We start from the raw sequence: 26,471 nt of genomic DNA on the forward strand, positions 1-26,471 counted from the left end.
TGCAATGAAAACGATCGATATCACGGTTAGAGCTGAGGATGGACTTCATGCCAGACCTGCGGCTGCTTTGGTTAAAATTTGCAGTAAGATGAATTCCGATATTCGTATAGAGAATGGTGAAAAAAGTTGCAATGCTAAATCGATGATGGGCGTGCTGAAACTGGGAGTAAAAAAGGGGACAGTCATTAGACTCACGGTTGATGGTGGAGACGAGGATATTAATTTCACCGAGCTTACTAGTAAATTTGATTCATTGGTTAACGCTTTATAACCAATTCGGTGAAATAAAAAACCAGCTTTTAATAAGCTGGTTTTTTTCGTTTTATACACAGTTACACACTTAATTTATTTTCAATGTGTAGCTGTAAGTTGTTGATATTTAATGATTAAAAGTTGGCTTGTAAATTGCTATTAATAGTATGGGTGTATTTCTATTGTTAAACTCGAGGAATGGACGTTATGGAACTTCTTAATTGGTTTATGGGTCTTGGATCCATAGTCGTGTTACCAGCGTTAGTATTCGTTTTTGGAATGGTATTAGGTACAAAGCCGAGTAAGGCATTAATGTCGGCTCTGACGGTTGGTATAGGTTTTGTTGGTTTGAACTTGGTTATCTCTCTATTGGGAGAAAGCTTAGGTCCTGCTGCTCAACAAATGGTTGAAAATCTTGGTTTAGAGTTAACGACGATCGACGTTGGTTGGCCTGCAGCTGCGGCAATCAGCTATGGTACTGCGCTGGGTGGATTGGCGATTCCGATTGGTCTAGGACTTAACTTTGTCTTGATTTTATTTGGTCTTACTAAAACGCTTAACGTTGACTTATGGAACATTTGGCACGCAGCGTTTATCTCATCACTTATTTATGCACTAACTGGCGATATGACACTCAGTATCGCAGCAACGTGTGTCTATATTATGATGATTTTGCTGTTCGGCGATATTCTTGGTGGCGTGATCAATCGTTTCTATGGATTCCCAAACATTACGTTCCCTCATGGTACAGCGATTCCGGGCTTTATCTTCGCATTACCATTTAACTGGTTGTTTGACCGAATCCCAGTGGTTAAAAACTGGAAAGCTGACCCTGAAACGATTCAAAACAAATTTGGTATTTTCGGTCAATCGACGGTAATTGGTGCCATTATCGGTTTGGGTATCGGTTTGGCTGCGGGCTACGATGCGGCGGGTCTTGGTCAACTTGCAGTAAAAATGGCTGCCGTTATGATGCTTATGCCTCGCATGGTCGCACTGCTTATGGAAGGTTTGACACCGATTTCTGAAGCTGCCAACGCGTTCGTGCAAAAACGCTTCCCTGATCGTGAACTCTATATCGGTATGGATGCGGCGCTATCGGTTGGTCACCCAGCTGTACTATCGTCATCACTACTACTTGTGCCGATTACTATTCTACTTGCCGTGGTTCTACCAGGAAACACCACGCTACCTTTTGGTGACTTGGCGACAATTCCTTTCTTAGTGTGTCTAATGGCCGCGGTATTTAACGGCAATATCATTCGAACAGTGATCGCGGGTACGTTCTACATGGTGACGATTCTATACATCACCTCATGGGTTGCGCCATTAGTGACTCAGGCCGCTATCGCATCGAACTTCGACTTGCAAGGCAATACCACAATCACAGCAATGGCAGAAGGTGGATTGTGGACAACATGGATGTACGTCGGTTTGGCAGAACTATTTAGTATGACAGGCATCCTTAGTATTGGTGTTGTGGTGCTCGCTGGCTTGGTTTACGTCAATAAGATTCTTCCAGGACGCAAAAATAAACAGCAACACGGCCAAGATACGGCTGCAGTGAAATAATCAAAGGTGACTATTATGAAAAAGCTTCTAATCATGTGTGGTACTGGCGTTGCGACTTCTACTGTTGTGACAAATAAGGTTCGTGATTGGTTAGACACGCAAGGTCTAGCTTCTGAGGTTCGCCTTTACCAAGGAAAAATCGCTGATGAAATGGGGCGTATCGATGAATATGACATCGTGATAAGCACCACTATCGTACCGCCTGAAATTAAAGAGAAAGTCATTATGGGCTTGCCTCTACTGACCGGAATGGGTGTTGATGAAATGTTTAACACTGTCAAACAACAAATTACGGCTTGAGGTGGATTATGCTTGTAACAACTCAAGAGATGTTCAAGCAAGCTGAAGAGGGTGGCTTTGCCATCCCTTCTGCGAATTTCTTGGACTATCGGATGGCGAAAGCTTTTGTACAAGTGGCAGAAGCGCACGGAATGCCACTTATCTTGTCATTTGCTCAATCTCATATGAAAGAGCTAGACATAATAGACGCGGCATCTATTGGCATTCATTTAGCGCAAAATTCCCGAGTACCGATTGCTCTGCATCTTGATCATGGTGAAGATAAACAGACAATTGAAAGAGCGATTTCATTGGGGTTCACCTCAGTGATGATTGATGCCTCCAAGCAACCTTTTGCCGAAAATATCGCCATCACTAAAGAAATCGTTGATATCGCTCATCACAACGGTGTCGTGGTAGAAGCAGAACTTGGGCATGTAGGCTCTGGTGATACGCTAGAGTCGGCAACACTGAGTGATTCGATATATACCGAACCTGCTCAAGCCCGTGAGTTTTGCGATAAGACAGGAGTCGACTCTTTAGCGGTATCCATTGGTACTGCGCATGGTCACTATAAAGGCGTACCCAAAATTAATTTCGAGGCTTTGGCTCAAATTCGTGATCAAGTTGAGATTCCGTTGGTTTTACATGGGGGCTCAGGTTCTGGTGATGACAACCTACATAAATGTGCCGTTAGTGGGATTCGTAAAATCAATATCTTTACCGACTTTATTACCGCAGCTCATAGCGCAATTTATGCCGAAAAACATGACAATATGCTGACTCTAAATCGTTTGGTTTCAGCAGCTTATGCAGAAACATTGGCTCACTATTACCGAGTGTTCGCCACACAAGCATGGAGGGCGTAGCCGATGAGTAATAAAAGAGAGTTTACAGCGCCATTTTTCACGCTTAACCCTAAGTCATACCTCTATGGTGACGAAGCATTGGCGTTGGCATTATACGCAGATGAGCTTGCCATCGAGTTTGACATCGATTTGTTCTTTACCGCGCAGCACGCAGATATTGCGAGAATTAAGCAAGCGACCAAACGCCTTATCGTGACGGCACAACATATTGATGCGATAAAGCCGGGGCGAGGGATGGGGAAAATTTTGCCTGAGAGCGTTAAATCCGCAGGTGCAGAAGCGACGTTTCTTAATCATGCGGAAAACCCACTCACCCAAGCAGATTTAACCAAAGCCATTGAACGTGCGAATGAAGTAGGGCTGATCACCATCGTGTGTGCAGATAGTATTCACGATGCAGAACTCATCGCACATCTTAAACCCGATATTATTGTCGCCGAACAGACCGAGCTTATCGGCACCGGAATGACCGCTGATGAAGAGTATATGAGACAGTCGAACCAAATCATTCACCGAATTTCGCCGACGACACAAGTGTTACAAGCGGCAGGCATTAGCACGGAGGATGATATTCGCAAAGCAATTCGTTCGGGGGCTGGAGGCACGGGTGGCACAAGTGGCATTGTCTGTGCCGAGGATCCTAAAGCGACCTTACACTCTATGATTAAAGCGCTAGTACAGTAGGTAAATTATGATATATCACGATACGATTACAGTTGAGTCATGCGCTGGACGCGTCTCTTATCACAACATTACCGATGAAGTGAAAAAGATTGTCGAGCTAAGTGGCGTCGCGAACGGCTCTGTACTGATACAAACGGCTCACACCACTTGTTCAGTGATTTTCGAGGAGTTTGTTCATGATCTCGATTTTAATGGCGATGAGTTTCTGCAAGTTGATATGAATCGAATGCTGGATCGCATTGTTCCTCGCGAACTCACGGAAAACACAGATTATCGATATCCAGGTCCAAAGCATCTTGAGTTCTTGATGAGTTTGGATGACCCTAACTATCCATGTGATCCGGGAACAATTTTAAATGGTGATGCACACATTCGTGCTTCTCTATTTGGACCAAGTCAGCAGTTCATCATCAAAGATGGCAAGATCAATATTGGCAGTGTGGGCTATATTTACTTTATCGATTTTGATCAAAATCGGCCGCGTAACCGCAAGTGCGCCGTAATGGTAGCAGGGGAGTAGCGTTGGAAGTGGATTTGTTTTAGAAAAACTAATGAGTTGAGACGATACTCCATGCAATTGCACTGGAGTATCGCTTTTTCAATTCCGTGAAAGGCTGGTTACAAAACCCAAGTTAGGCTGAGTAACAAAACTACTGCTGATGTAGATACAAACATCACCGCAAGCGTTGCGATTTCAGCAAGAGTAGAAGTTTTTTGCTGAGCATTGTTTTCTACTTTTGTAGTTTCTTCAGTGTCCAACATTGATAGTAGTGCTGAGTTCATAGTCTCCACCTTATGTAATCAAGTTTCAAAAGACAGGGTAAATATTACTCAAAATGTGAGCTTCGTCAAATTAAAATTGCAATTTAATTACAATATTTTTTCATAAGGCATGATTAGAATTTCTAATTAATGGTAGAGGCGAAACAAAATTGGCGTTTATTTTATAAAATAAACGCCAATGTCGAAAATTAATATTTAATCTGCGCGGTTTAGAATTGCCGACAAGTTACATGAATTTTTTCGATAAGCCATGGATAACGGCTTGAATAGAGAAACTTCGTTGGGCATTTTTGTTGAGAGACTCTGGGTATTTTTCATCTAATTCAATAAGATGTCTCAAGAGCATGTCGCTAAGTAGTAATTCGCCGATGACTTTTGGCAAACCAAAACCGGGTTTAGCGTGGTCATTGCTGATCGGCACAAGCGTAATATCAGAGATGGCCATAACGGGCGACATTGAATTTTTGCCCAGACTAATAATATGAACTTTTGATTCTCTAAGTTCAGCTAATAAGCCAATTGTTGTTTCAGATACTAGTTCATCTGAAAATACAATCGCGGTACTTTGCTTACCCTCTAGTGAGCAACTTAGCACATCATGGACGTCATTAATCCGTATCGCCAATATGCCTAAACGAATGAGGTTATCGCGAACAAATTCCAACGCACAAGATGAGGTTTGCGCGCCTAGTAACAACACATGGTTACTGTCGTGGATCAAACGAGCTGCATCCTTTATTTGGTCTTGATCGGCGACCGATAAGTTCGCATCAATAATCGACATCAACTCCTTGAGACCAGCGTAGCTGCCTTGTGTTTCGCTATCACTGGGCGCAGGATGATGATATGAGCGCGCGATCGCTACCTTAAAATCAGTGAAGCTACCAAACCCTATTTCTTTACAAAAACGGGAAATTGTCCCGACGCTGACCCCTGCTTTTTCGGCGGTGTTGGTAATGGTTTCAGACATCACTTCTTCAGGGTACTGAATGACATAATCAACGATTCTCACGAACATTGGTGAGAGCTCTCGTTTCTTATCTGCAAGCGTTTTAAGAATGTTCCCCACAAAACCCTCATCTTACTTACTGGTTAATTGAAAAAATTTCAATTTCGCCGCTACATCATCGTTCCTCATTGCAGAGAAAACAAGTGGAAATTATATGCATAGTAGCTTGAAACGAGCCAAAGACATGATCTCTATCGATAAATCGATCTGTGTCAAACATTGAAATTATTTCATTTAATCCGAGAAATTGAAATTGATTAAATTATAGTCTGATCACAGAAATCATTTCAATATGAAGTGTATTTTGAAAATGATTTTAATAAAACCAAAAAAAGGAACAGTGAAATGAAAGGTCTAGTTGTATGTCGCACAGGTATGGGTTCATCGATGATGCTGAAGATCAAAGTTGAGCAAGTTATTAACGAAAACTCATGGAATGCTGAAGTAAAACACGATGTTTATTCCGGTTTGGATTCGCATCGTGATGTTGATTTTGTTGTCACAATGTCGGACTTAATGACGGATGTAGAGAAAGCGGGCTATCGCGCTGTCGGTATTCAAAATCTGATGGACAAGAATGAAATCAGAGAAAAACTCTTACCGATCTTCGAGGGCTAAGCGATGGATATTTTGAAGTTTATTGTATTTGAAATACTGGGCGTCACCCCTTTCTTAGTCGGTTCAATTGCGTTCTTTGGCTTGGTAATGCAGAAGAAGTCTTTTGATGTTGTTTTGACCGGTACAATTAAAACCATCGTTGGCTTTTTGGTGTTTGGCGGTGGTGCAGCCATGGCAGTGGCATCACTGGATAGCTTCCAACAACTATTCAGTGAGGGATTTGGGCTCCAAGGCGTATTGCCGTTGGCTGAAGCGCTGACCGCACTTGCTCAAACTAAGTTCGCCCTGTGTGTATCACTTATCATGGTATGTGGTTTTGCTGCTAACCTGTTGTTTGCCAAGTTTACACCATTCAAAAACATCTTTTTGACCGGGCAACACAACCTCTATCTAGCCGCTTTACTGACCGTAGTGTTCAAAGCGCTAGGTTGGAGTGATTTAAGCACCATCGTATGCGGTTCTATTTTATTAGGTCTGTCTGCTTGTATTTTCCCTGCGATTTGTCAGCCATGGATGCGCAAAATTACCGGAAGCGATGAGATCGCAATGGGTCACTATGTCACGCTTGGCTATGCACTCTCAGGTTGGATTGGTAGTAAAGTTGGTGATCCTAAAGAGTCGACTGAGACCATTCAATTGCCAGGCTGGCTTAATATTTTTAAAGACTACATTGTGTCAGTCAGCATCAGTATCGGTATTTTCTACTACATCGCTGCCTTTGCCGCGGGCAAAGAGACGGTTGAAAGTATTGCTGGTGGCATGCATTGGCTAGTCTACCCAATGTTCCAAGCGCTGACATTTACCGCTGCTCTTTACATCATCATTACGGGTGTACGTTTGCTGTTGTCTGAAATCGTTCCTGCTTTCCTTGGCTTCAGTGAGAAGTTGATCCCTAACTCTCGTCCTGCACTTGATTGCCCAGTGGTGTTCACCTACGCACCAACGGCAACGGTTATTGGTTTTATCAGCGCGTTTGTTGGCGGACTTCTTGTGATGGGGGTTCTGGCGATCATGGGCAGTAACGTGATTATTCCAGTAGCGATTCCTTACTTCTTTATTGGTGCGACTGCTGCGGTGTTTGGTAATGCATCGGGTGGCTGGAAAGGTGCAATTGCGGGTTCTTTTGTCGTGGGGGTTTTAATCGGTGTTGGACCTGCCTTGATTTACCCAATCATGGAAAGTGTTGGTTTGTCAGGCACTTCGTTCCCAGAAACCGACTTTGTCGCACTTGGCTTGATTGTTTATTACCTAGGTAAAATGCTTCCTTAAGCCGCGGTGTAGTCAGCAATATTTAACAGATAGTTTCGGAGTTTATTATGAATATTAGTGAGTTAGAACAAAAAGCTAGACGACACCGCCGCCAGATCATTGAAATGGTTTACGAAGGTGGAGCAGGGCATATCGGCGGTGCATTATCCATTATTGATTTGATGACTTATACCTACGCTCGTTATGTCGATTTCAATCAATCTGAGCGAGCTAAAGTCGTACTGAGCAAAGGGCATGTCACGCCAGCGTTGTACGCGATTCTTTATGAGCAAGGCATTATCGAGCGAGAGGAGTTTAAAACTTTCCGCAATGTAGATTCTCGTCTGCAAGGTCATCCTAGCGTCAAGTGCTTACCAGAAGTAGACGCGACGACTGGTATGTTAGGACAAGGTCTATCTATTGCGCTTGGTATGGCGATGGCGAAGCGATTGAAAGGTTCTGAAGACAAGGTGTTTGCGATTATTGGCGATGGTGAATTGCATGAAGGGCAAATTTGGGAGGCGCTGTCTCAAGCTAGTCATATGAAAGCGTCAAATCTCTATGCATTGGTTGATTTAAATGGGCTCTCCTCTCACGACCCCGTTGCATCAGTTAACAATATCGAGCCAATTGACGATCGCTTTAAAGCCTTTGGTTGGGATATCTATGAGTTGGAAGACGGCAACGATATGGCGCAGATTCACCAAGCCTATGAATATTTTGAGCGCAATCCTAGCGACAAACCCAAGGCGCTTTTAGCGCGTACCGTCAAAGGTAAGGGAGTGAGCTATATGGAAAATGATGGAGACTGGCACTCTAAGTGCCCAAGCGCTGAACAGTTTGAAATTGCGATGAAAGAGTTGGAGGGTTAAAGATGGAACGTAAAGCACCAAGAGAGATGATTGGTCAGGCGCTTGTTGAGCTTGGCGCCAAATATAATCTGGCGGTTGTAGATAGTGATCTTGCCTCGTCAACCACATCGATTGAGTTTCAAAAAGCTTACCCTGAACGCTTCTTTGAAATGGGGATTTCTGAGTGTTCTGGGGTGAGTTTTACCACAGGTCTAGCGGCTGAAGGGTTTATTCCGTTTTACGTTAACTTTGCTATTTTGGCGACAGGAATCGCATGGAATCCGCTTCGAATGGCATGTTACGCCAAAGCGAATATCAAGATTATTGGTACTCATATCGGGATGGATGATGGTCCTGATGGCGCCTCTCATCATGCAAACGAAGATATCGCCTTGACCCGAGTAATACCAAACCTGACGGTGTTAACTCCCGGAGATGCTGAAGAAATTAAAGCGGCGATAGAAACTGCGATAAAAATTGATGGGCCGGTTTATATTCGCGTTGGTCGTGAGCCAGCCCCGATTCGCGATAAGTCACAAGTGCCGATCGTGACGGACATTGGCATCATCGAAGACAGTGGGGAAGAATTTTGCATCTTCCATGATGGTTCGACTATGGAGCAAGCGTTGCAGGGCTATCAGAAACTCGTAGATGAAGGTTATCGCGGTAAGTTGGTTCATGTTGCGAGAGTAAAACCGCTGAATAGCGAGTTTGTTCGCAGTGTAGCGAAGAGTGTGTATGCGATGGCGAGCATTGAAAACCATACCGTGCTTGGCGGTTTAGGTGGATGTTTAGCAGAATGCATTGCCAGCTTACCCCGTCACGCGCCGTTGATCCGAGCTGGTGTTCCTGACCGTTTCACCGAATCGGGCAAAAGTTTAGAAGTGAAAGCCAATCACGGCGTGAGTGGCGAACATGTCTATCAAGCGGTGAAAGAGGCGATGTCACTCAATGAATAATGAGAGTCAAGTTGCCAGCTTATTTGGCAAGCGTATCAAGTATAGCGATGTGAAATTGTCGTGGGATGATGCGCTTGAGCAATCAATAGCGATGCTGCAAAACGATGGGATCGTCAACCAGCACTATATTGAAGCGATTCGCAGCGTGACCGATGAGATTGGCCCTTATTACATTCTCACCGATGATCTCGCTATGCCTCATGCAAGGCCAGATGAAGGTGTGATTGCAGGTCAAGGCGGCCTCTCGTTGCTGATTTGCCACTCTCCAGTTCGTTTTGATCAAGAGCATTCCGCAGTGCGAGCATTTATTGGCTTAGCGGCGGGAGACAGTGAACAGCATGTGCTCACAATTTCGAACTTGATGAACTGGTTAGATAGCGATGATGCGATGGAAAAGCTCTTGAGTGTACAAAATCAAAGTGAATTAGAAAGGTTAGTAGAAAGTGCTTAACCCCCTTAAGCTCCTACACCTAAGCGGCATCGAAAGGATTTGATGTCGCTTTTTTTATTAATAACTCGATAATTTAATCTAGATTAAGGTTTTCACTGCGATACAGCGTATTATCACACCATAAACTTTGTGGTTTAAAGTGCACAAAAGAGAACAGCTATACAGCAATGTATGGCTGTTCTCTTTTTTGTTCTTGCTCCTTTTGAAGTGGTATTGATTTGAAGCGCGATTGTTGGCTGAGCAAATACCCAAGGAGAAAAAAATAATAAACAATTAGAGGATTGGATGTGAGCTTCCTATTTTCACCAAGCCGTATTGGCAACATGACCCTAAAAAACCGTTTTGTCCGCAGTGCAACGTGGGAAAATCTCGCCACTGAAGATGGTCATATGACGGATCGTCTGTATGAGATTTATGAAGAACTGGCGCAAGGCGAGGTTGGCTTAATTGTCACCGGTTACGCCAACATTGTCGCTGAGGAGAAACCTAATGCAGGTATGATGGGGATGTATAATGATACCTTTATCCCTGAATATCAAAAGCTAACTGAGCTAGTGCATCAATACGATTCAAAGATTGTAATGCAGCTTGCTTATGGTGGTACAAAAACCACCTTTAATGTTGGTGAACGTATTATCTTTGCTCCAAGTGATATCCCGGAACGCGGTACCAAGACGCAAGGTAAAGCGATGACTAAAGCTGAGATTGACTATATTGTGGAGGCGTTTGCATTAGCAAGTAAGCGTGCGCAAGATTCAGGCTTTGATGGGGTAGAGATTCATGCCGCGCATACCTATCTAATTAACCAGTTCTTAAGCCCTTACTACAACCAGCGTGAAGATGAGTATGGCGGTAGTTTAGAAAACCGCATGCGCTTCTTAGTCGAGATCTTCCAAGCAACACGCAAGCTGGTTGGTGATGACTTCCCAATTCTAGTGAAGTTGACGGCAACGGAGTTTTTTGAAGGTGGCGCTACGTTCGATGAAACCCGTGTGGTCTGTAAGAAGCTTGAGGAACTCGGTGTTGATGCCATCATTATCTCTGGCAACATCCATGGTAACGCGAGCACGATGATTGGCGAACAGTTTGACGGTTATACGTTACAAGCTGAAGGGTATTTCCACGAATATGGCGATGTGATCAGCCAAGAGGTGAGTGTTCCTGTTATTACCGTTGGTGGGCTAGGGGATTTCTGTGCTATCGAGGAAATTGCAGAACGTACCAACATCCAATATTTCGCACTGTCTCGACCATTAATGGCTGAGCCAATGTTAATTAAGCGTTGGCTAGAAGAAGATAGAAAACCCGTTGACTGCGAGCGTTGCTCAAAATGCCGTACCAAGCGCGGTAACTTTTGTGTGGTTTACAATAAACCAAACCAGCGCAATCGAGCGGCTTAACATCGTCTATTAAGCCTATTACAACCTGCTAGTATTTTTTAACTGGCAGGTTGCCTTACAGCACTTACCCTCTTTTTTACCTGATTTCCGTCTGAGCTTTTATTGTGCCTTGTCGGGTAAAACATCCATTGGTTTTGAAGCCAGATTCTCAATATGCTGCTTAATCACATTAATGATGATTGAAGGATTTTGTATTGGCATTAAATGAGTACTGCCTTCTGCGACAATATGGGTGGTATTTGGACTACTTTTCACCAATCGTTCGTGGGTGCTTTGCCAATATTTCATTTCACTCTCGTTGCTAAAAGGCCAACCTCCTAGTGGTTTCGTTGCTGTAATCAATGTGACAGGTGTTTCCGATAGTGGCCAAGACTGTCGTACTTGCATTTTTGTTAGATCCAATGCTTCAAGTTGACCGCGATAACCAGCATTTAACTCATCTAAATGACTAAAAGTGTCCGCCCATTCTTGCGTGTGTTGCATATAGTCGTAATGCTCTGCTGTCGCAGGATCAACGAGAATCAAACTCGCGACATCATCAGGGTAGCGAGCAGCAAAGACCGTTTGAAATAAACCACCGCCTGACCAGCCAACCAGAATATAGGGTGGAAAAGCCCCGACATTATCTAGAGCAGTTTTAAGTTCAGTGGCAATTTGCTGTGCGCTGCGTGGATTCGGTCCGACCTCAGATCTGCCTATCCCAGCCCTATCATAGGAAATGGTTTTTGCGTATTTTGATATTTCAGGCTGAATCTTAAACCATGCATCCAACGTATCACTAAAACCAGAGTCAAAGACGACCGTTGATGAACCAGTACCAAGTTGAAGTACATTCAGTTTATGGCTTCCAACATCAACCATATGCAATTTGTCCTTGGAGAGCACGGTTTGAGAGAAAGAAAGCAGAAGCAGAGTAAAAAGCAGGCTACTTTTCAAGTCATTACGCATATAGAAACCTTGAGCGTTGCATGTGGGGAATTAACATCTTAATAGCGCGTGATCTTGTCGTTTAGCGCAGAGCTAGAGTGCTCGACGTGCTCGCTGTAAGATGCAATAGATTGCATTTAAACGTAACTTTATCAGTCACATACGACCTTGACTATCCCAGTGCGAGTAGAAAGCCGATACACTGCACGAAAAATGTACGAGCTATATTTCTGCGGATCTGACTGCACGCGCTTGTCGCCCAATAAGCATTACTAATACTCTAAGCTATTCTTCGCTTTTAGGACTATAGTCATCGCCGAGGGGAAGCATTTTGTTGAGGTGAGCCGGGAGGTTCGATATTGCCGGTAAAGTTTATGTCACGCTTTTGCGCAAAATAGTCTCCTTTCTCAAGCTTTTGCCACCCTAATGTCAACGGCTTGCCAAAATTTCGCTGACGGACTAAAAAACGCTAACACCTAATGTATTTACCTCATAGAATGCGCGCCGACTCAATATCAATTGTATGAATAAATATGGTAAAGAAATCGATAATCCTCGGCGCGCTTGTCAGCACGCTAATCCTCAGCGCGACGGCGCATGCCGATGATAAGTTTACGTTAGGGCGCACTATACTGCTTGAGCACGGTAAGCATGCGGCAAAAGTACCGTTACTAGTTTGTCGTTATACCAATGCAATCCAAATTAAAGCCGAGCGTGAGTTAGACCTGCGTAAAGCAGTGGTGAAGTTTCAAAATGGTGAAAGCAAAACATTTAACTTTTATCGCGGCTTTGATAAAGATGAGTTCAGTGCTTGGCGTTACTTTGGAAAACGCCGCTGCGTTAAGAGCATCGATGTTTATGGTAACTCAGAAGGTTCGAAAGCGGGTGTACGCGTATACGGCAAAGAGAAGGACTAGAGTGCCTCACAGTTGAGAGACTAAACGTAAAATCGCCCATGCGGGCGATTTTATGTGTACGTCACTTAGCAGCTTGCATCTCCGTGAAGCCCCCACCATTGTGGATTTGAGTAAAACCTTGTTCACTCAAGTAATCATAAGCGATACCAGAACGGTTACCACTGCGGCAGTAGACGACAATCGGCTGGTCTTTGTCGATAGTGGCAAAGTGCTTATCGAGCTCGGATAATGGGAAGTTCACCGCTTGGTCGAGGTGCCCTGAAGCAAACTCTTGTGGCGTCCTCACATCAACGACCATCGCTCCCTGTTGAATTTTCTCCCAAGCAATTCTCGCTCGTTCAGAAGCATTGGCAACGACAGAAAACACACTCAAACACAACGACAACACTAACAAGTGGATATGTTTTCTCATAACTCTTCCATGGTTAAATTGTGAATAGTATAAATATATATCAGGGTTCGAAGGGAATGATCAGCGTTTTGTCTGTGCGTTTAGCTATAAATCACATTGCTTGCACTTCGATTGTCCAGTAAGCACTCTAGATAGGCGATATCGGTTACGTGCAAACAACCAGTACGCCAGATTGGCAATAGAACGAATAATGGGCAGACGCAGTAGAGTAAGATAGCGCTTTGTTCCCGTCAGTTCCCACAAGTAGACGTTCGCATCAACCCCCAAACGTAATTTACCTTGCTCATCAATCACATGTAGGACGCGTTTGGTTTGCTCTACATTGATATCTTGATGTGTCTGCATCTTTTGCTCATCGAGTACATTAACGAAACTCGCTCGCGTGGCTAGGTGAGTTTGCAGCGCGCGCATTTCTCTAACACAAAGTGGGCAACTGGCATCGTAAAAGATGGTTACGTTATTCAATAGTAATACTCCAAGAAAGCAGCAGGATCATCAGTGCATGGCAGATAATGACTACGGCGGTTAGCACTTTACGTAAATGATAGTAGCGTTGGTCACCCCGTTTTCGTTCACTGATGAAATTGATCAGGTGCGTCAGCATTAACCCCATAATCGCGCCGATGATCTTGAAATCCGCGATTAGCGCAAACGCGAGCGCACACAAAACAATCCCGTTAGATACCATCAGCATGTAGGGTTTAGCGGACGGCTTGTCCACTTCGCGCCCCCACAGCGTGCCCGCCATAAATGACGCGATGCAGACACTGTACATAGTGAAGAGCTTTGTTGTTAGTGACGGTGTCACATATTGTGGGGTAAGTAACATCAGTGGAAGTACCACAAATGGAACCAAGCCCATGTAGCCAAGCTTTTTTATCATGCAGTTACCTACGCAATGAAGAGGTTTACGATCAAGTATGGATGAAGTCAGAGCGGATTAAAGATGGAATAACACTTTTTCCGCGCGTTATTTGCTCAAACTCTAAATTGCACCGGGATGTGAAGCACTGATATGACCAGATGAGGAAAGGAGCGATTTATGGTGAAACGGTTTTCTTAACTATCTAATTTATCAATAGTTTATTTTTGTTGCTGCGAAAGAGTACATTAAGTTTCAGGCAATTTACGTGGAGTAAAATAAGTTTGTGTGAGGTTTGTAGTACGATTTTAATAGGCTAGAAGGTATCCTTAACCTTTGTAAGGCTATTTAACCTTCGCTGCAGGCACCTAATGATTGAAATTATAATTAATGGCAAATACCGCATCGTAGAAGAAGGCGCGACACTTCTGGAAGCTGCCAAGGTTTGTGGAGTCGAGATCCCTTCGCTCTGCGGACTGAATAAATCAAACGATAAAGTACCTTGTGACCTTTGTGTTGTCGAGGTCGAAAGTGGCGGCACAGTCCGCGCGTGTGAAACCCAAGTCTATTCTGGTTTGAACGTCATTACTCAGTCTCCGCAACTGACAGAGCATCGCCGTAAGGCGTTAAACCGAATCATGCAAGATCACTACGCTGATTGCGAAGCGCCATGTAAAACCGCGTGCCCAGCTGGAGTTGATATCCAATCTTACTTGTACTATATCGCTCAAAATGATCATCAAAAAGCGATTGAAGTGATTAAGCGTACGTTGCCGATGCCACTGTCTATTGGGCGAGTTTGTCCGGCATTTTGTGAGAGTGAATGTCGCCGTTCATTGGTGGATGACTCGATAGCGATTCGCCAACTTAAACGCCATGCTGCGGATGCGGATCTGGCGGCACAGGAAGCCTATGTGCCAGAGAAAAAACCGAGTAAAGATCGCGCGATTGCGATTGTTGGTAGTGGACCAGGTGGACTGACGGCTGGGTACTATCTCTCAAACGAAGGTTATGATGTCACTGTATTTGAGGCAATGCCCAAAGCGGGTGGCTGGTTGCGATATGGCATTCCGGAATATCGTCTGCCTAAAGCGATTCTCGATAAAGAAATCGAGTTAATGTGTCGCAATGGAATGCAAGTAAAAACGGGGCAGAAGCTCGGGCAAGATTTTACCTTGTCGCAACTTAGCGAGCAATATGATGCAGTCTGTCTCGCCGTTGGTGCCTCACTGGCGGTAGAAATGAACTACACAGGTAGTGATTTGGCGGGCTGCTACCTTGGGGTTGACTACCTAAAAGATTATGTCACTGAGCGTACCTACACGACAGGTGACAAAGTCGCTGTAATTGGCGGTGGTAACACGGCGATTGACTGTGCGCGTACTGCGAGACGAGCTGGGGCGGATACCACTATAATCTATCGACGCACTCGCGAAGAAATGCCGGCAGAAGATTATGAAATCGTTGAAGCCGAGCATGAGGGCGTTAAGTTTCTATTTTTGACCAATCCGGTCGAAAATATTGCCGATCAAAATGGGCGCGTTCAATCCGTACGATTGGAGCGCATGGCATTGGGTGCGCCTGATGCATCTGGCCGTCGCAGTCCGAAAGCGACGGGAGAGTTTTTCACTCAAGAGTTTGACACGGTCATCGCTGCGGTGTCTCAAAAGCCAGACTTAAGTTTCTTAGACAACGATTCGCCAGCCTTGCCATTAACCCGCTGGAACACCTCAGAATCTGATCCGCGCACGATGCATACGGGCACGGGCAATATATTTAGTATTGGTGATTTTCGACGCGGCCCAGCCACGGCGGTAGAAGCCGTAGGGGATGGACGCGTTGCTGCGAAAGCCATCGACCTATTTCTTGAAGGTGATATGGCGGATATGCCAAAACCTGCGTTTAACTCACGCAAGGAAACCGCGCTCAAACAGGTTGATCCAATTCATTTTGAAAACTTTGAGAAAGTGGCGCGTAGCATCATGCCGGAGTTAACGCCAGCGCAGCGCGAGCAGAGCTTCGCTGAGGTGGAGCTTGGCTTTGATAATGAAGAAGCGATAAAAGAAGCGGCTCGTTGCTTGGAGTGCGGCTGTCAAGCTAACACCAGTTGCGATCTGCGTGATTACTCAACGGAATATAATGCTGAGCAGCACTTTGACTACACCCTCAATGTCCAATCTCATCATGATTGGCTCAACTTGCGTGCAAAAGATCCGCGCCACAAGTTTAGCGTTGATCGCAGCTCTGAGTTTATTGAATTTGATGCTAACCGCTGTATCAGTTGTGGTCAGTGTATTCAGGCATGCAGTGAGCAAGCGGTGCACGGCATTTTAAACTTCGTTCATGACCACAACGGACGCCCAGCGCTTCGCCCAGATGACCGGCCTCATTTTGGTAAGAGTTGCGATGGCAAATTGTTGATGGGTGACTCCAATTGCGTGCAATGTGGTGCCTGTGTGCAGGCCTGTCCTACTGGCGCGATGGTCGACAAACGTGACCGTTCGCAAGGTCGGGTGGAGCAACTAAAAGCCGTAGATACCATTTGCACCTATTGTGGCGTTGGTTGTAAGTTGACCATGCACGTAGACGAAGCCAATAACCGTATTCAATATGTCACCGGTGCGAATTCGCCCGTCAACCAAGGTATGCTGTGTGTTAAAGGTCGCTTTGGTTTTGACTTTATCGGTGATAAAGCGCGTTTAACCACACCACTTATCCGTAAAGACGGTTTGCTACAGCCAGCCAGTTGGCAAGAAGCAATAGACTTAATTGCGAAGAAGTTTACTGCCATTAAGCGAGACTTTGGCAGTAATTCTCTGGCAGGTTTCTCTTCAGCAAAAACGACCAATGAAGACAACTACGCGTTCCAAAAATTTATACGCCGTGAGTTAGGGACGAATAACGTCGACCATTGTGCGCGTTTGTGTCACGCATCGACCGTTACCGGACTTGAAGCTTCGTTGGGCAGCGGTGCGATGACCAATGACATCCCAAGCATTCAGCATTCGGATGTGATTTTTATCATTGGTTCAGACACCACCTCTGCGCATCCGATTATTGCATCACATATTAAACAGGCAATTCGCCATCATGGTGCGCGCCTAATCGTGGCGGATCCAAAACGCGTTGATATGGTTGACCATGCTGAGCTGTACTTGGCTCATCGTCCTGGTACAGATGTAATGTTACTCAATGGGGTGATGCAACAGATCATCAAAAACGGTTGGTATGATCAAGAGTATATCGAAGAACGTGTTGATGGCTTTGATACCTTCCTACAAGAGGTGATGTCGCCAGCTTACGCGTTAGACAAAGTCGAGCTAGTTACCGGCGTGAGTGCCGACGATATTTTTGCCATGGCACGCACAATAGGTACGGCTAAACGTACCGCGGTTTACTATTCGATGGGGATCACCCAGCACACGACAGGCCATGATAATGTTCGTTCGATTGCCAATTTGCAGTTACTGTGCGGCAACATAGGCATTGAAGGCGGTGGTATTAACCCGTTACGCGGACAATCCAATGTGCAGGGGGCGTGTGATATGGGTGCGCTGCCTAATAGCTACCCAGGTTATCAAAAAGTGTATAACCCTATGGTGCGTCAAAAGTTTGCAATTGAATGGGACGCGCCTGATTTACCATCAGAGCCGGGGCTAACATTAACAGAGATCATTCATGCGGCTTGCCATCGCGAGGTACGTGGGTTGTATGTGATGGGTGAAAACCCAGTCTTGAGCGATCCAAACCAAGCTCACGTGATTGAAGGGTTGGAAGCGTTAGATTTCCTTGTGGTACAAGATATCTTCTTAACGGAAACTGCCCAGTATGCGGATGTGGTGCTACCGGCTTATTCATTTGCAGAGAAGTCTGGTCATTTCACCAATACTGAACGTCGTGTTCAACGGGTTAATGCAGCGTTAAAAGCGCCAGGAGAGGCAAAAGAAGATTGGTGGATTGTACAACAGATCGCCAATGCAATGGGCGGAGATTGGCACTATCAACATGTTGCCGATATCACCAGTGAGATTGCGCGTGTTACACCGCAGTATGCAGGTCTACTTTGGGAAAATATCACCCCGAATGGTGTCCAGTGGCCAAGCAATAAAAACAACCCTCATGGTACCCGTATTATGCACCAAACGCAGTTTACGCGGGGCAAAGGCCAGATGGTTGGGGTGCCGTTCCGTTATGCTGCCGAATTGCCAGATGACGAATATCCTTTGGTGTTAACAACGGGGCGTATTTTGGAGCAATTCCATACAGGCACGATGACGCGCAAGACCAAAGGGTTAGATAATCTGGCCGGGCCAAGAGCGATGGTCAGCGTGCAAGATGCCGAGGCGCTAGGTATCAGTAATGGGCAACGATTGAAAGTTTCAACCCGACGAGGTTCGATTGAGATAGATGCCTTTGTGACTAAGCGGATTCAAAAAGGGGTGATTTTCATTCCTTTCCACTTTGTTGAGTCACCAGTTAACCGACTGACGACGACCGAAACCGATCCGCACGCTAAGATCCCTGAGTTCAAAGTGGCAGCGGTACGAGTGGAAGTGCAAGAGCCTGCGATGGCTTAACGTGCTTTGGTCAACATACCTAAATGTAAGGGGCGCGTTTTGCGCCCCTTTTACTTACTTATCGAACCGCTCGCGGTATTCTCACTTGTGAGTAAATCGAATGCGCTCGCTGCGATTACCCTCCAGCACAACATGATCAAAGCTATCAAGTTGATGATGCTTAATCAGGGCGCGTAGGTTCTCTACATACGCTTCACCTCGAGTGGAATAGTGCGCGAGTGCGGCAACCAACTGGTGACCGTTAAGGTTATTTTGCTCGCGCAGTTGTTTGCGCAGGTGCCATAACTCTTTGTAAGCGCCAGTGGTGTTAAGGTTATGCATATAACTTGCGGTTCCCGCATACAAGTTATCAAATGCCGCCACTTTTACATGCCCACCCGGCGTTGTCAGGTACTTGCCCCCGTGTGCAGGGAGATGTTCACCGTATAAGCTATTGCCCTCGATGGCAAAATGGCTGGTGCCCCAACCACTTTCATCAATGCCTTGCGCAAGTACCATTCCAACTGGAATGATGTCTACATGCAGCAGCAGTTCGTCAATATCATTGGATTTTACAGCGTAAGATTCCATTAACTGCGCAACCCATGCCTGCTCTTGTGGCGTCCAGTCTGACTGTGGCTTTTGGGCTAATTTCTTGAGCGAAGTTCTCACCGCTAAAATTTGCTTGTTTACCGCTGTGACAGTTGGCAGCAGTAAGCGAATAAACCCGGTCGTTTTCTGCTCTACTGGCAATGCGTTAAGGTCAGTTGGCAAGTTTTCAACATAGTAGCTGGGTAGCTGGAGGTTTTTGGCAACCTGTTGAAGGTCATAATTGTCTTGCTCGAATCGGGCGACAAGTTGTTTAGCAGAATGCAACTCGGTGATCTGTTCAACGGGATAAGGTTGTGTAATGTGATCCGGTGAGGATGGCAGAGCGTCATTCGCGTGGGTTGTAAAAGAAAACAGCGCCAGTGCGCTGATGGTAGCAAGGTGAGAAAGTCGTAATGATGACATTCTGTTTCTCCATGTGAGAGCCAACTCGGTGTTGAATGATTGATCAATCTCGTTTGATTATACATTAGCAATAATCGATTGATTGCGTAAAACATCGATCAAATTAGCGCTTTAAGTTTTCATCACTTTCAGCGTAATTGATGCTTTTTTGATTAAACGGATAAAAACAGTCAAATTTAACAAAAGTGATCATTGTCACATGTAAACCGAGTCACTATACTCCGCGCTCGACTAGGTACGTAAACGTTTACCTAGTCGGCTTTCAATCGGCTGCAAAATGGAAACTTGCCCCAAGGAACTGGGCCCAGCGTAACTGTGAGCGTTTACGGGCCAACAATCTGCGAACGGGCAAGACAACATTTTGCGATGTTGCCTGCACCTGTGCGCGTCTGATTTTTGGTTCGCCTTAATTTTAGATATTTAGCACAGATACATAGCAGGGTAACATTAATGCAAATCATCTATAGCTTGGCAGGCATCTTCGCCATCTTGGCGTGCGCCTATGCACTTTCAGATAGTCGTAAAAGCATCAACTGGCGTACCGTTTTAGGTGCATTCGCGCTACAAGCGAGTTTTGCCGCGTTGGTTCTCTATTTCCCTTTGGGTCAATCACTACTCGGTTCAATTAGTCACGGTGTTTCGGGTTTACTTGCATTTGCTGATCAAGGAATTGGCTTTGTGTTTGGTGAATTGGCAACCGGCAGCTTTATTTTCGCCATTCGTGTTCTTCCTTTGATTATCTTCCTTTCGGCGATCATTTCTCTGCTTTACTACTTGGGCATCATGCAAAAACTTATCCTTGTGATAGGTGGTGGTATCGCGCGTGCGCTGGGTACTTCCAAAGTTGAATCATTGGCGGCAACCAGTAACATTTTCTTATCGATGAGCGAAGCGTCTTTAGTGGTGCGTCCATTCTTAGCCAACATGACACGTTCAGAACTGTTTGCCGTTATTGTCGGGGGGATGGCATCGGTAGCGGGCTCTGTACTTGGCGGCTATGCGGCACTGGGCGTGGAGTTGAAATACTTGATCGCGGCAAGTTTTATGGCGGCGCCGGGTGGTTTGCTTATGGCAAAAATCATGGTCCCAGAGCGTGAGACTTCCGCTGCGCAAGGGGAGATTGAGTTAGAAAAGAGTACCGACAGCAACGTTATTGATGCTTTGGCTTCTGGCGCAATGAATGGCGTTCGTGTGGCGGTGGCCGTGGGTACGATGTTGATCGCTTTTGTCAGTGTGATTGCCATGGTCAATGCCGGTTTTGAAGCCGCTGGTGAGCTAGTCGGTATTGATAACCTAACCTTGCAAACCATTTTGGGTTACCTATTTGCGCCATTGGCACTATTTGCTGGCGTACCAATGAATGAGGTGTTTTCTGCGGCGGCTTTGATTGGTCAGAAGACGGTTCTCAACGAGTTTGTCGCTTTCTTGGATTTCGTTAATGTTAAAGAAACTCTTTCTGCTCATAGCCAAGTGATCATTACTTTTGCGCTATGCGGATTTGCTAACATCGGTTCAATTGCGATTCAACTTGGCTCAATTGGTGCTATGGCTCCAGAGCGTCGTCACGAAGTGGCTAAATTGGGTGTGCGTGCAGTGACCGCAGCAACCTTAGCCAATATGATGAGTGCCGCTTTAGCTGGTTTGTTTATCGCGCTATAAGTTTCAGGCAACATTGCAGAAATTAGCGTAAGCCCACTTCGAACAGTGGGCTTTTTGCTCTCTAGATTTCGTAGTTGGCTTTTATTCCAATATCAAAATGGAGTGGCATCTGCCATTTTTTGAAAGATAGATAGCCGACGATGAGGCCGGTGAGTGCCAGCAAGATGGACGCGTAAATCGTTTGAGTGAAGTACAAAAGCCCAATCGAGCTTGCCAACAAAATCGGCACGACTTTTAAACCAAGTACTTTAAAGCAGAACGACTCTTTGAGCGCAAGACCGGATAGAGTGATAAACAAAAAGCCCAGAGATAACCATACACGGCCTTGTTGCGGGTCACTGAGTATGAGCAAAATACCAATCCAAGCGGACCAGACAATAATGGTACGAACCCATTTGTTGTAGACATGTAAGTTGGCCGCACACATTGCCGCAGCGATGCCAGTGATAAGTAACGAAAGCGAAAGTGTATGAGTGAGGTTAAACAGCGAGCTCAAACTCAATGCTAAAAATAGCAGTGCTATTGCAAACAGTGAGATGCCGGTGCGATATAAGCAGACGCTCAGTTTGTCTAAACTATCGAGCTTTTCTTGGTATTCTGGATTGGCCATGTTGTCTACCACCTTAAGAAAACGGTACGGCTAATATGGGATGCAATCAATTTACCCCATGATTTAACACAATAAAACGATCATCTCTTTGAATTGCTGTTCGACGTTAGTCGTGTTAACTAGTTGTTGATAATTTGATAAGGTAAACCACGTCCCACACGATAAGTAAACAAAGTAAGTTAAACGAATAAGTGTGTGGTTCTATTGCCGCGAATAAGGCGACATATTGGCTTACCTTGCTGGATTGCATTATGGCTTACACGAGTAGACAAACGATCAAGTTTTGGAAAAACAGCCTTGTTCGCCGTTTTTTTGTGCTTTCGTTGCTAGTGGCGAGTTTGCCTTTGCTGATAACCATTGTGGTTTATGATCGAATGACCGCTGGATTGGTCTCGGATATGGCAAAGGAGCGTGTGCAGCAGAACCTAGTGCAGGTTAAAAACAGCATCCACCATTTCACCCGTCAGCATACCCATGCCTTGTCCGCGATATCCGAACTTCCGGCCATCGCTGGTTTATTTAATCCAACCCTACCTTCGAGCCAGTTTGCCCAAACACTTAGCTTGATCCATTTCGATATCGACCGCGCTGAAATTTATGGTGCGCTGTTTTTTGATCAAAATTGGCAGTTAGTTAATGCGTTAGCGGGTCAAAGTGCGAGCGGCTATCCATACTGGGGAGTAGGGCAGTTCTCAGTGACATCTTTACCGAAAACGTCTTTTGGCGAGGTGATGCTCATTGGCCCGCAACCAGCAATACGTGGTAAGTCCGCTTGGTATTTGCTGGCGACTCCTGTTTACCTAGCAGGACAGCGCCAGCAGTTAGTTGGCTATCTAGCATTTCAGTTACGATTGGCGAGCTTAACGCAATATCTCTCCGCAGGGGGCTTTGACGAGACGCTGCTTTGCGTTGGAGAACAAGAGCCAAGCGATTGTTTTGACGCTTTGGGCCGGTCCGTAGCAATGAGCCACCAAGGTTATGAGCGTGAGCCTTTAACGGGGGATTGGCAACTCGTCAACAATGCAGGCCATGAGCCGTTATTAGATCGAGAACACGAGCGGATTTTGGTTTTACTTATGGCGGGCTTGGTATTGTCGCTGGTCACCACGTTTTTCTACTTTCTGGTCAAGCGAGTTAGGCGGCGGGTATTCCCCCTAATTGATGCGGCAAATGCTGTTTCGGCGGGTCACTCGGTTGCCCGAATACCAGTGTCTGGTCACGATGAAATTTCGCTCTTAGCAGGGGCGTTTAATCGTATGACTTCCCATTTAGATTCATTAATGTTGGCTAGAGGAGAGGCGGAACGCAAAGCCGTTTGGGGAGAGTTTGCGACAGGCATTGCTCATGAGATTCGCAATCCACTGGCGACAATTAAAGTGTGTGTGCAGACCTTGTCGCATCAAAAAGCTGAAGAGCAAGAACTGCAAAGTTTGATGGTGGGTGAGATTGAGCGCATCAATCAATTGATTTCAAATTTGCTGGAATACGCGCGCCCACCGGATCCGCAAACACAGCGAGTTGCGTTAAAGGCACTAATCCGGCGAATGAGCGCTTTGGTGACACCGATGGCTCAAGAACGGGGGGTGATATTGGTGCTTGATGATAGCGTCGAGACAGACATATCAGTCTTTGCGGATGAAAACCAATTGCAGCAGATCTTAATGAATCTACTGATCAATGGATTAGAAGCATCCAAGGCAGAAAGTAGCATCCAACTTAGCGTGATAGAGACCGAGTCGACGGTTTCATTGATGGTAAGCGATCAAGGTTGTGGAATGACAGAGCAACAGATAGCCAGCATCAATCAACCATTTTACACCACCAAAACGACAGGAACCGGCTTAGGTTTGTCTGTATCGCAGCGTTTGGCAGAAATGAATCAGGCCAAACTGGAATTTTATAGTCAGCCCTTAAAGGGCACTCAAGCCGTGTTGAGATTTGATAGGGAGTCAGTCTGTGAATCAAACTGCGATGAATGCGACGGTAAAAAGTAAACCAACGCTTTTGATTATTGATGATGAAGTTGCATTGACGCGTTCATTGCAAATTGCCTTGCGCTGCAATGACTTTGATATTGAAGTGGCACACAGTGCGGAAGAAGGGTTATGTAAGGCTCAACTCTCTCGTCCGAACGCGGTCTTGCTTGATCTCAGACTACCGGATGGCGAAGATTTACAGCCATTACAACGTTTAAACACTATGCTCCCAGATAGTGCAGTGTTAATGATGTCAGCCCACGGTGATATAAAAATCGCGGTAGAAGCGGTTAAGCAAGGCGCGAAGGATTTTATTACCAAGCCATTTGATATTACGCTACTCAAAAACCAACTTGGCCAATATTTCCAAAACTCTGCGGTCAATCACCAAGGTTTAATTGGTCAAACGCCAATGATGGAAAAGCTCGTCAGTGAGCTCGCGTTAGTCGCGAAAAGCCAAGCTCGTACCATTCTTCTTTTGGGTGAATCCGGTACGGGTAAAACGGCGGTTGCGGCGGAGATTCACCGCCAAAGTGCTTTGGCCGATAGAGCATTTATCGAGCTCAATTGCGCAGCGCTTCCAGAAAGTTTGCTTGAGTCTGAGCTGTTTGGCGTTGAAAAGGGCGCATTTACCGGAGCAAGCAAATCTCGTGCGGGACTGATCGATGTCGCGAATGGCGGAACGTTGTTTCTTGACGAGGTAGGAGAGCTTCCTCTCGCTCTGCAAGCTAAGCTCCTCTCGTTTCTCGAGAGTCAGCGTTATCGTGCTGTTGGTTCGACAACAGAGAAGCAAGCCAATGTCCGAGTGATTGCGGCGACCAACTGTAATCTGGCTAGCGCGGTAGAAGAAGGGCGTTTTCGCGCCGATCTATACTATCGCCTCAATGTGATGCCACTGATGCTCCCATCATTGTCGCAACGAGCGCAAGATATTCCGTTATTACTTGATCACTTCGCCCATCAGTTTGCGGTTGATGGCGCACAGATTCGTTTTTCAACCGCGAGTATCGCTTGCCTTAGTGCGTACCGTTGGCCGGGTAACATTCGAGAGCTCAAAAACTTAGTTGAACGGCTATCTGTGTTATACAGCGGAACGGAAATAGAGTGCGATAAGTTGCCGAGTGAGTTTAATACCCTGCAAACGGCGTCTTCGTCGTCAGGATTCTATGGCGCAAATAGTGAGCCTTTAGAAGTGATATCTTCTCGATTGGCAGGTGAAGAAAAAGCCGCGATTTTGACGGCACTTGCTGAAAGTGGCGGACACAAAGGCAATGCAGCCAAATTACTCAATATATCCCGTCATGCGTTAAAAAGGCGTTTGCAGAAACTCGGTATTGAAGTATGAGAATGTTGTTAGTGCGTTTTTCCGTACTCATTTTTACGCTGCTGCTCAGTCCCATATTACAAGCCGAAGTGGTTCTCGGCGCCACAAAACAAGAGGCTGATCTTGAAGTTGGCTGTCTTTATCCGCTAACAGGGCCATCAGCGTTATGGGGCAATGATGCTGTCGTGGCATTGGAAATGGCGCTAGAAGAAGTACATAGAGAGAAGGACGCGCCCAAGCTACGTGTTTATGTCGCAGATACCATGGGTAAGCAGTTCCGTTCACGAGAAATCGCGACCAGCTTTATTCATCGTGGTGTCGACGTGTTATGTGGTGTAGTGAATTCCAATATCGCTTTGGAAGTGTCACAACTGGCAAAGCAACATCAAATCTTATTTCTTGGTGCAGGGCATAGCACCGCTAGGCTCACCGAAGATCAACGACACCCTTGGTATTTTCATTTAAACAATGACGCATCGCAATCAAGTGATGCGGGAGCTAGATATCTACGTGATGTCAAAGCAGAGATGGAATGGCAGACCATCTCCTATATTGGTCCTGACTATGAGTATGGTCATCAGATATGGCAGACAATGATGAACAGTTTGCAGCGGCATCATGTGCAATATCAGGTTAAAGATGAGTTTTACAGCTTGCTGGGAGAGACCGATTACCGCCTTTACATCAAAGCGCTACTTGCCGACCCACCAGATGTGTTGGTGAGTGGTCATTGGACGCGAGATCTGGTTATTTTCCTTGAACAGGCCGCAAGAGCGGGATTGTTGGAGAGCACCCACTTTGTCAATTTCGACACCGGAGGCGGTTACTTCGTTCTGTCGCGATTGGGCGATACGCTGCCTGAAGGCGTCGTTCTTTCTGGGCGCTCACACATCAATTGGCCTGAAACTTCTGCCAACCAAACTTATATCAATTCATTCTTTGAACGTACTCAACGATTTCCTACTTTTATCGCTCAAGATGCGTATACCGTAATTCGGGTGCTGGATGTTGGCTGGCGACAAGCCAAACCGCAAACTGTGAGTGGGCTGCGTAATGCATTACCCGGCTTGAAAGTCTCGTTACCGGAAGACCCGCAAGGTTTCCAATCTTATATTGACCCAGATACCCATAAAATTATGCAGTATCAGGCCATTGGAACAACTCAGCAAACAGGCGGCTTTGCGCCCGCAACGCGTATGTTGGGGCAGTGGCGAGCTTATCCTCCCTTAGTGCCCTGAT

General features: G+C 45.7%; 26 protein-coding genes. 18 read left to right on the plus strand and 8 right to left on the minus strand.

Going from position 1 to position 26,471, the window contains the following annotated elements; all coding sequences use genetic code 11:
* The first annotated feature begins 4 nt into the window (after positions 1 to 4).
* The 6 genes from GZK95_RS06065 (at position 5) to GZK95_RS06090 (ending at position 4,176) form a co-directional block, all read left to right on the plus strand.
* Complete coding sequence (locus GZK95_RS06065) at positions 5 to 271, plus strand: HPr family phosphocarrier protein (protein WP_075709370.1); 267 nt, start codon at positions 5 to 7, stop codon at positions 269 to 271.
* Positions 272 to 459: 188 nt separating this feature from the next.
* Positions 460 to 1,824, plus strand: a complete 1,365-nt coding sequence (locus tag GZK95_RS06070) for a PTS galactitol transporter subunit IIC (RefSeq protein WP_216350088.1) — start codon at positions 460 to 462, stop codon at positions 1,822 to 1,824.
* A 15-nt stretch (positions 1,825 to 1,839) separates the two neighbouring features.
* Positions 1,840 to 2,124 (plus strand): PTS sugar transporter subunit IIB, encoded by a 285-nt coding sequence (locus tag GZK95_RS06075; protein ID WP_075709372.1) that lies wholly within the window; start codon positions 1,840 to 1,842, stop codon positions 2,122 to 2,124.
* A gap of 8 nt (positions 2,125 to 2,132) precedes the next feature.
* Positions 2,133 to 2,972 (plus strand): class II fructose-bisphosphate aldolase, encoded by an 840-nt coding sequence (locus tag GZK95_RS06080; RefSeq protein ID WP_075709373.1) that lies wholly within the window; start codon positions 2,133 to 2,135, stop codon positions 2,970 to 2,972.
* A gap of 3 nt (positions 2,973 to 2,975) precedes the next feature.
* Positions 2,976 to 3,656 (plus strand): triose-phosphate isomerase, encoded by a 681-nt coding sequence (locus GZK95_RS06085; protein WP_075712835.1) that lies wholly within the window; start codon positions 2,976 to 2,978, stop codon positions 3,654 to 3,656.
* 7 nt (positions 3,657 to 3,663) lie between these two features.
* Positions 3,664 to 4,176: a YjbQ family protein gene (locus tag GZK95_RS06090; RefSeq protein WP_075709375.1), complete on the plus strand. Its 513-nt coding sequence runs from the start codon at positions 3,664 to 3,666 to the stop codon at positions 4,174 to 4,176.
* Positions 4,177 to 4,274: 98 nt separating this feature from the next.
* Here GZK95_RS06090 and GZK95_RS06095 read toward each other — a convergent pair whose 3' ends face one another.
* Together GZK95_RS06095 and GZK95_RS06100 are read right to left on the minus strand one after the other, a co-directional pair.
* Positions 4,275 to 4,439 (minus strand): hypothetical protein, encoded by a 165-nt coding sequence (locus GZK95_RS06095; protein ID WP_161987198.1) that lies wholly within the window; start codon positions 4,437 to 4,439, stop codon positions 4,275 to 4,277.
* A 226-nt stretch (positions 4,440 to 4,665) separates the two neighbouring features.
* Positions 4,666 to 5,508: a MurR/RpiR family transcriptional regulator gene (locus GZK95_RS06100; protein ID WP_075709376.1), complete on the minus strand. Its 843-nt coding sequence runs from the start codon at positions 5,506 to 5,508 to the stop codon at positions 4,666 to 4,668.
* A gap of 285 nt (positions 5,509 to 5,793) precedes the next feature.
* Between GZK95_RS06100 and GZK95_RS06105 the strand changes: the two genes are divergently transcribed.
* The 6 genes from GZK95_RS06105 to GZK95_RS06130 all read left to right on the plus strand — a co-directional run bounded on the left by GZK95_RS06105 (position 5,794) and on the right by GZK95_RS06130 (position 10,975).
* Positions 5,794 to 6,066 carry a PTS sugar transporter subunit IIB gene (locus GZK95_RS06105; RefSeq protein WP_075709377.1) on the plus strand — a complete coding sequence of 91 codons (273 nt, stop codon included), beginning with the start codon at positions 5,794 to 5,796 and terminating at the stop codon, positions 6,064 to 6,066.
* A gap of 3 nt (positions 6,067 to 6,069) precedes the next feature.
* Positions 6,070 to 7,335 (plus strand): PTS ascorbate transporter subunit IIC, encoded by a 1,266-nt coding sequence (locus GZK95_RS06110; RefSeq protein ID WP_075709378.1) that lies wholly within the window; start codon positions 6,070 to 6,072, stop codon positions 7,333 to 7,335.
* Between the two features lie 47 nt (positions 7,336 to 7,382).
* On the plus strand, positions 7,383 to 8,186 hold the full coding sequence (locus GZK95_RS06115; RefSeq protein ID WP_151148859.1) for a transketolase: 804 nt from the start codon (positions 7,383 to 7,385) through the stop codon (positions 8,184 to 8,186).
* A 2-nt stretch (positions 8,187 to 8,188) separates the two neighbouring features.
* Positions 8,189 to 9,124, plus strand: a complete 936-nt coding sequence (locus GZK95_RS06120; RefSeq protein ID WP_075709380.1) for a transketolase family protein — start codon at positions 8,189 to 8,191, stop codon at positions 9,122 to 9,124.
* Positions 9,117 to 9,575, plus strand: a complete 459-nt coding sequence (locus GZK95_RS06125; protein WP_075715347.1) for a PTS sugar transporter subunit IIA — start codon at positions 9,117 to 9,119, stop codon at positions 9,573 to 9,575. The genes GZK95_RS06120 and GZK95_RS06125 overlap by 8 nt, the downstream gene beginning before the upstream one ends.
* Positions 9,576 to 9,862: 287 nt before the next feature.
* Positions 9,863 to 10,975: an NADH:flavin oxidoreductase gene (locus GZK95_RS06130; protein WP_075715346.1), complete on the plus strand. Its 1,113-nt coding sequence runs from the start codon at positions 9,863 to 9,865 to the stop codon at positions 10,973 to 10,975.
* 99 nt (positions 10,976 to 11,074) lie between these two features.
* Here GZK95_RS06130 and GZK95_RS06135 read toward each other — a convergent pair whose 3' ends face one another.
* Positions 11,075 to 11,923, minus strand: coding sequence for an alpha/beta fold hydrolase (locus tag GZK95_RS06135; protein ID WP_075715345.1), 849 nt, complete (start codon positions 11,921 to 11,923; stop codon positions 11,075 to 11,077).
* A 512-nt stretch (positions 11,924 to 12,435) separates the two neighbouring features.
* Here GZK95_RS06135 and GZK95_RS06140 point away from each other — a divergent pair.
* Positions 12,436 to 12,819, plus strand: a complete 384-nt coding sequence (locus tag GZK95_RS06140; RefSeq protein ID WP_075715344.1) for a DUF2541 family protein — start codon at positions 12,436 to 12,438, stop codon at positions 12,817 to 12,819.
* 61 nt (positions 12,820 to 12,880) lie between these two features.
* On the opposite strand, the gene GZK95_RS06145 is transcribed toward GZK95_RS06140, so the two are convergent.
* The 3 genes from GZK95_RS06145 to GZK95_RS06155 all read right to left on the minus strand — a co-directional run bounded on the left by GZK95_RS06145 (position 12,881) and on the right by GZK95_RS06155 (position 14,114).
* Complete coding sequence (locus tag GZK95_RS06145) at positions 12,881 to 13,231, minus strand: rhodanese-like domain-containing protein (RefSeq protein WP_075709385.1); 351 nt, start codon at positions 13,229 to 13,231, stop codon at positions 12,881 to 12,883.
* Positions 13,232 to 13,315: 84 nt separating this feature from the next.
* A complete protein-coding gene (locus tag GZK95_RS06150; RefSeq protein ID WP_075709386.1) occupies positions 13,316 to 13,696 on the minus strand; it encodes a thiol-disulfide oxidoreductase DCC family protein in 381 nt (126 codons plus the stop codon).
* Entirely contained in the window at positions 13,689 to 14,114 is a 426-nt protein-coding gene (locus GZK95_RS06155) for a DUF3429 domain-containing protein (RefSeq protein WP_075715343.1), read from the minus strand. The genes GZK95_RS06150 and GZK95_RS06155 overlap by 8 nt, the downstream gene beginning before the upstream one ends.
* Before the next feature lie 350 nt (positions 14,115 to 14,464).
* On the opposite strand from GZK95_RS06155, the gene fdhF reads away from it, so the two are divergent.
* Positions 14,465 to 18,670: a formate dehydrogenase subunit alpha gene (fdhF, locus tag GZK95_RS06160; RefSeq protein WP_075715342.1), complete on the plus strand. Its 4,206-nt coding sequence runs from the start codon at positions 14,465 to 14,467 to the stop codon at positions 18,668 to 18,670.
* An 81-nt stretch (positions 18,671 to 18,751) separates the two neighbouring features.
* On the opposite strand, the gene GZK95_RS06165 is transcribed toward fdhF, so the two are convergent.
* Complete coding sequence (locus tag GZK95_RS06165; RefSeq protein ID WP_075715341.1) at positions 18,752 to 19,663, minus strand: glucosaminidase domain-containing protein; 912 nt, start codon at positions 19,661 to 19,663, stop codon at positions 18,752 to 18,754.
* 450 nt (positions 19,664 to 20,113) lie between these two features.
* Here GZK95_RS06165 and GZK95_RS06170 point away from each other — a divergent pair, with 450 nt between their 5' ends.
* Positions 20,114 to 21,322 (plus strand): NupC/NupG family nucleoside CNT transporter, encoded by a 1,209-nt coding sequence (locus GZK95_RS06170; protein ID WP_075715340.1) that lies wholly within the window; start codon positions 20,114 to 20,116, stop codon positions 21,320 to 21,322.
* A gap of 61 nt (positions 21,323 to 21,383) precedes the next feature.
* Here the strand turns inward: GZK95_RS06170 and GZK95_RS06175 are convergent, their stop codons facing one another.
* Entirely contained in the window at positions 21,384 to 21,932 is a 549-nt protein-coding gene (locus tag GZK95_RS06175) for a DUF2301 domain-containing membrane protein (RefSeq protein ID WP_075715339.1), read from the minus strand.
* 251 nt (positions 21,933 to 22,183) lie between these two features.
* Here GZK95_RS06175 and GZK95_RS06180 point away from each other — a divergent pair, with 251 nt between their 5' ends.
* Genes GZK95_RS06180 through GZK95_RS06190 form a run of 3 tightly spaced genes read left to right on the plus strand, consistent with a single transcriptional unit; the run spans position 22,184 to position 26,470 of the window.
* Positions 22,184 to 23,926, plus strand: a complete 1,743-nt coding sequence (locus tag GZK95_RS06180; RefSeq protein WP_075715338.1) for a sensor histidine kinase — start codon at positions 22,184 to 22,186, stop codon at positions 23,924 to 23,926.
* Positions 23,889 to 25,253, plus strand: a complete 1,365-nt coding sequence (locus GZK95_RS06185) for a sigma-54-dependent transcriptional regulator (protein WP_197740169.1) — start codon at positions 23,889 to 23,891, stop codon at positions 25,251 to 25,253. The genes GZK95_RS06180 and GZK95_RS06185 overlap by 38 nt, the downstream gene beginning before the upstream one ends.
* Positions 25,250 to 26,470, plus strand: coding sequence for an ABC transporter substrate-binding protein (locus tag GZK95_RS06190; protein WP_083626244.1), 1,221 nt, complete (start codon positions 25,250 to 25,252; stop codon positions 26,468 to 26,470). The genes GZK95_RS06185 and GZK95_RS06190 overlap by 4 nt, the downstream gene beginning before the upstream one ends.
* Position 26,471 lies beyond the last annotated feature (1 nt).

Origin of the sequence: Vibrio panuliri (assembly GCF_009938205.1) — a bacterium.
Classification (GTDB): Bacteria; Pseudomonadota; Gammaproteobacteria; order Enterobacterales; family Vibrionaceae; genus Vibrio; species Vibrio panuliri.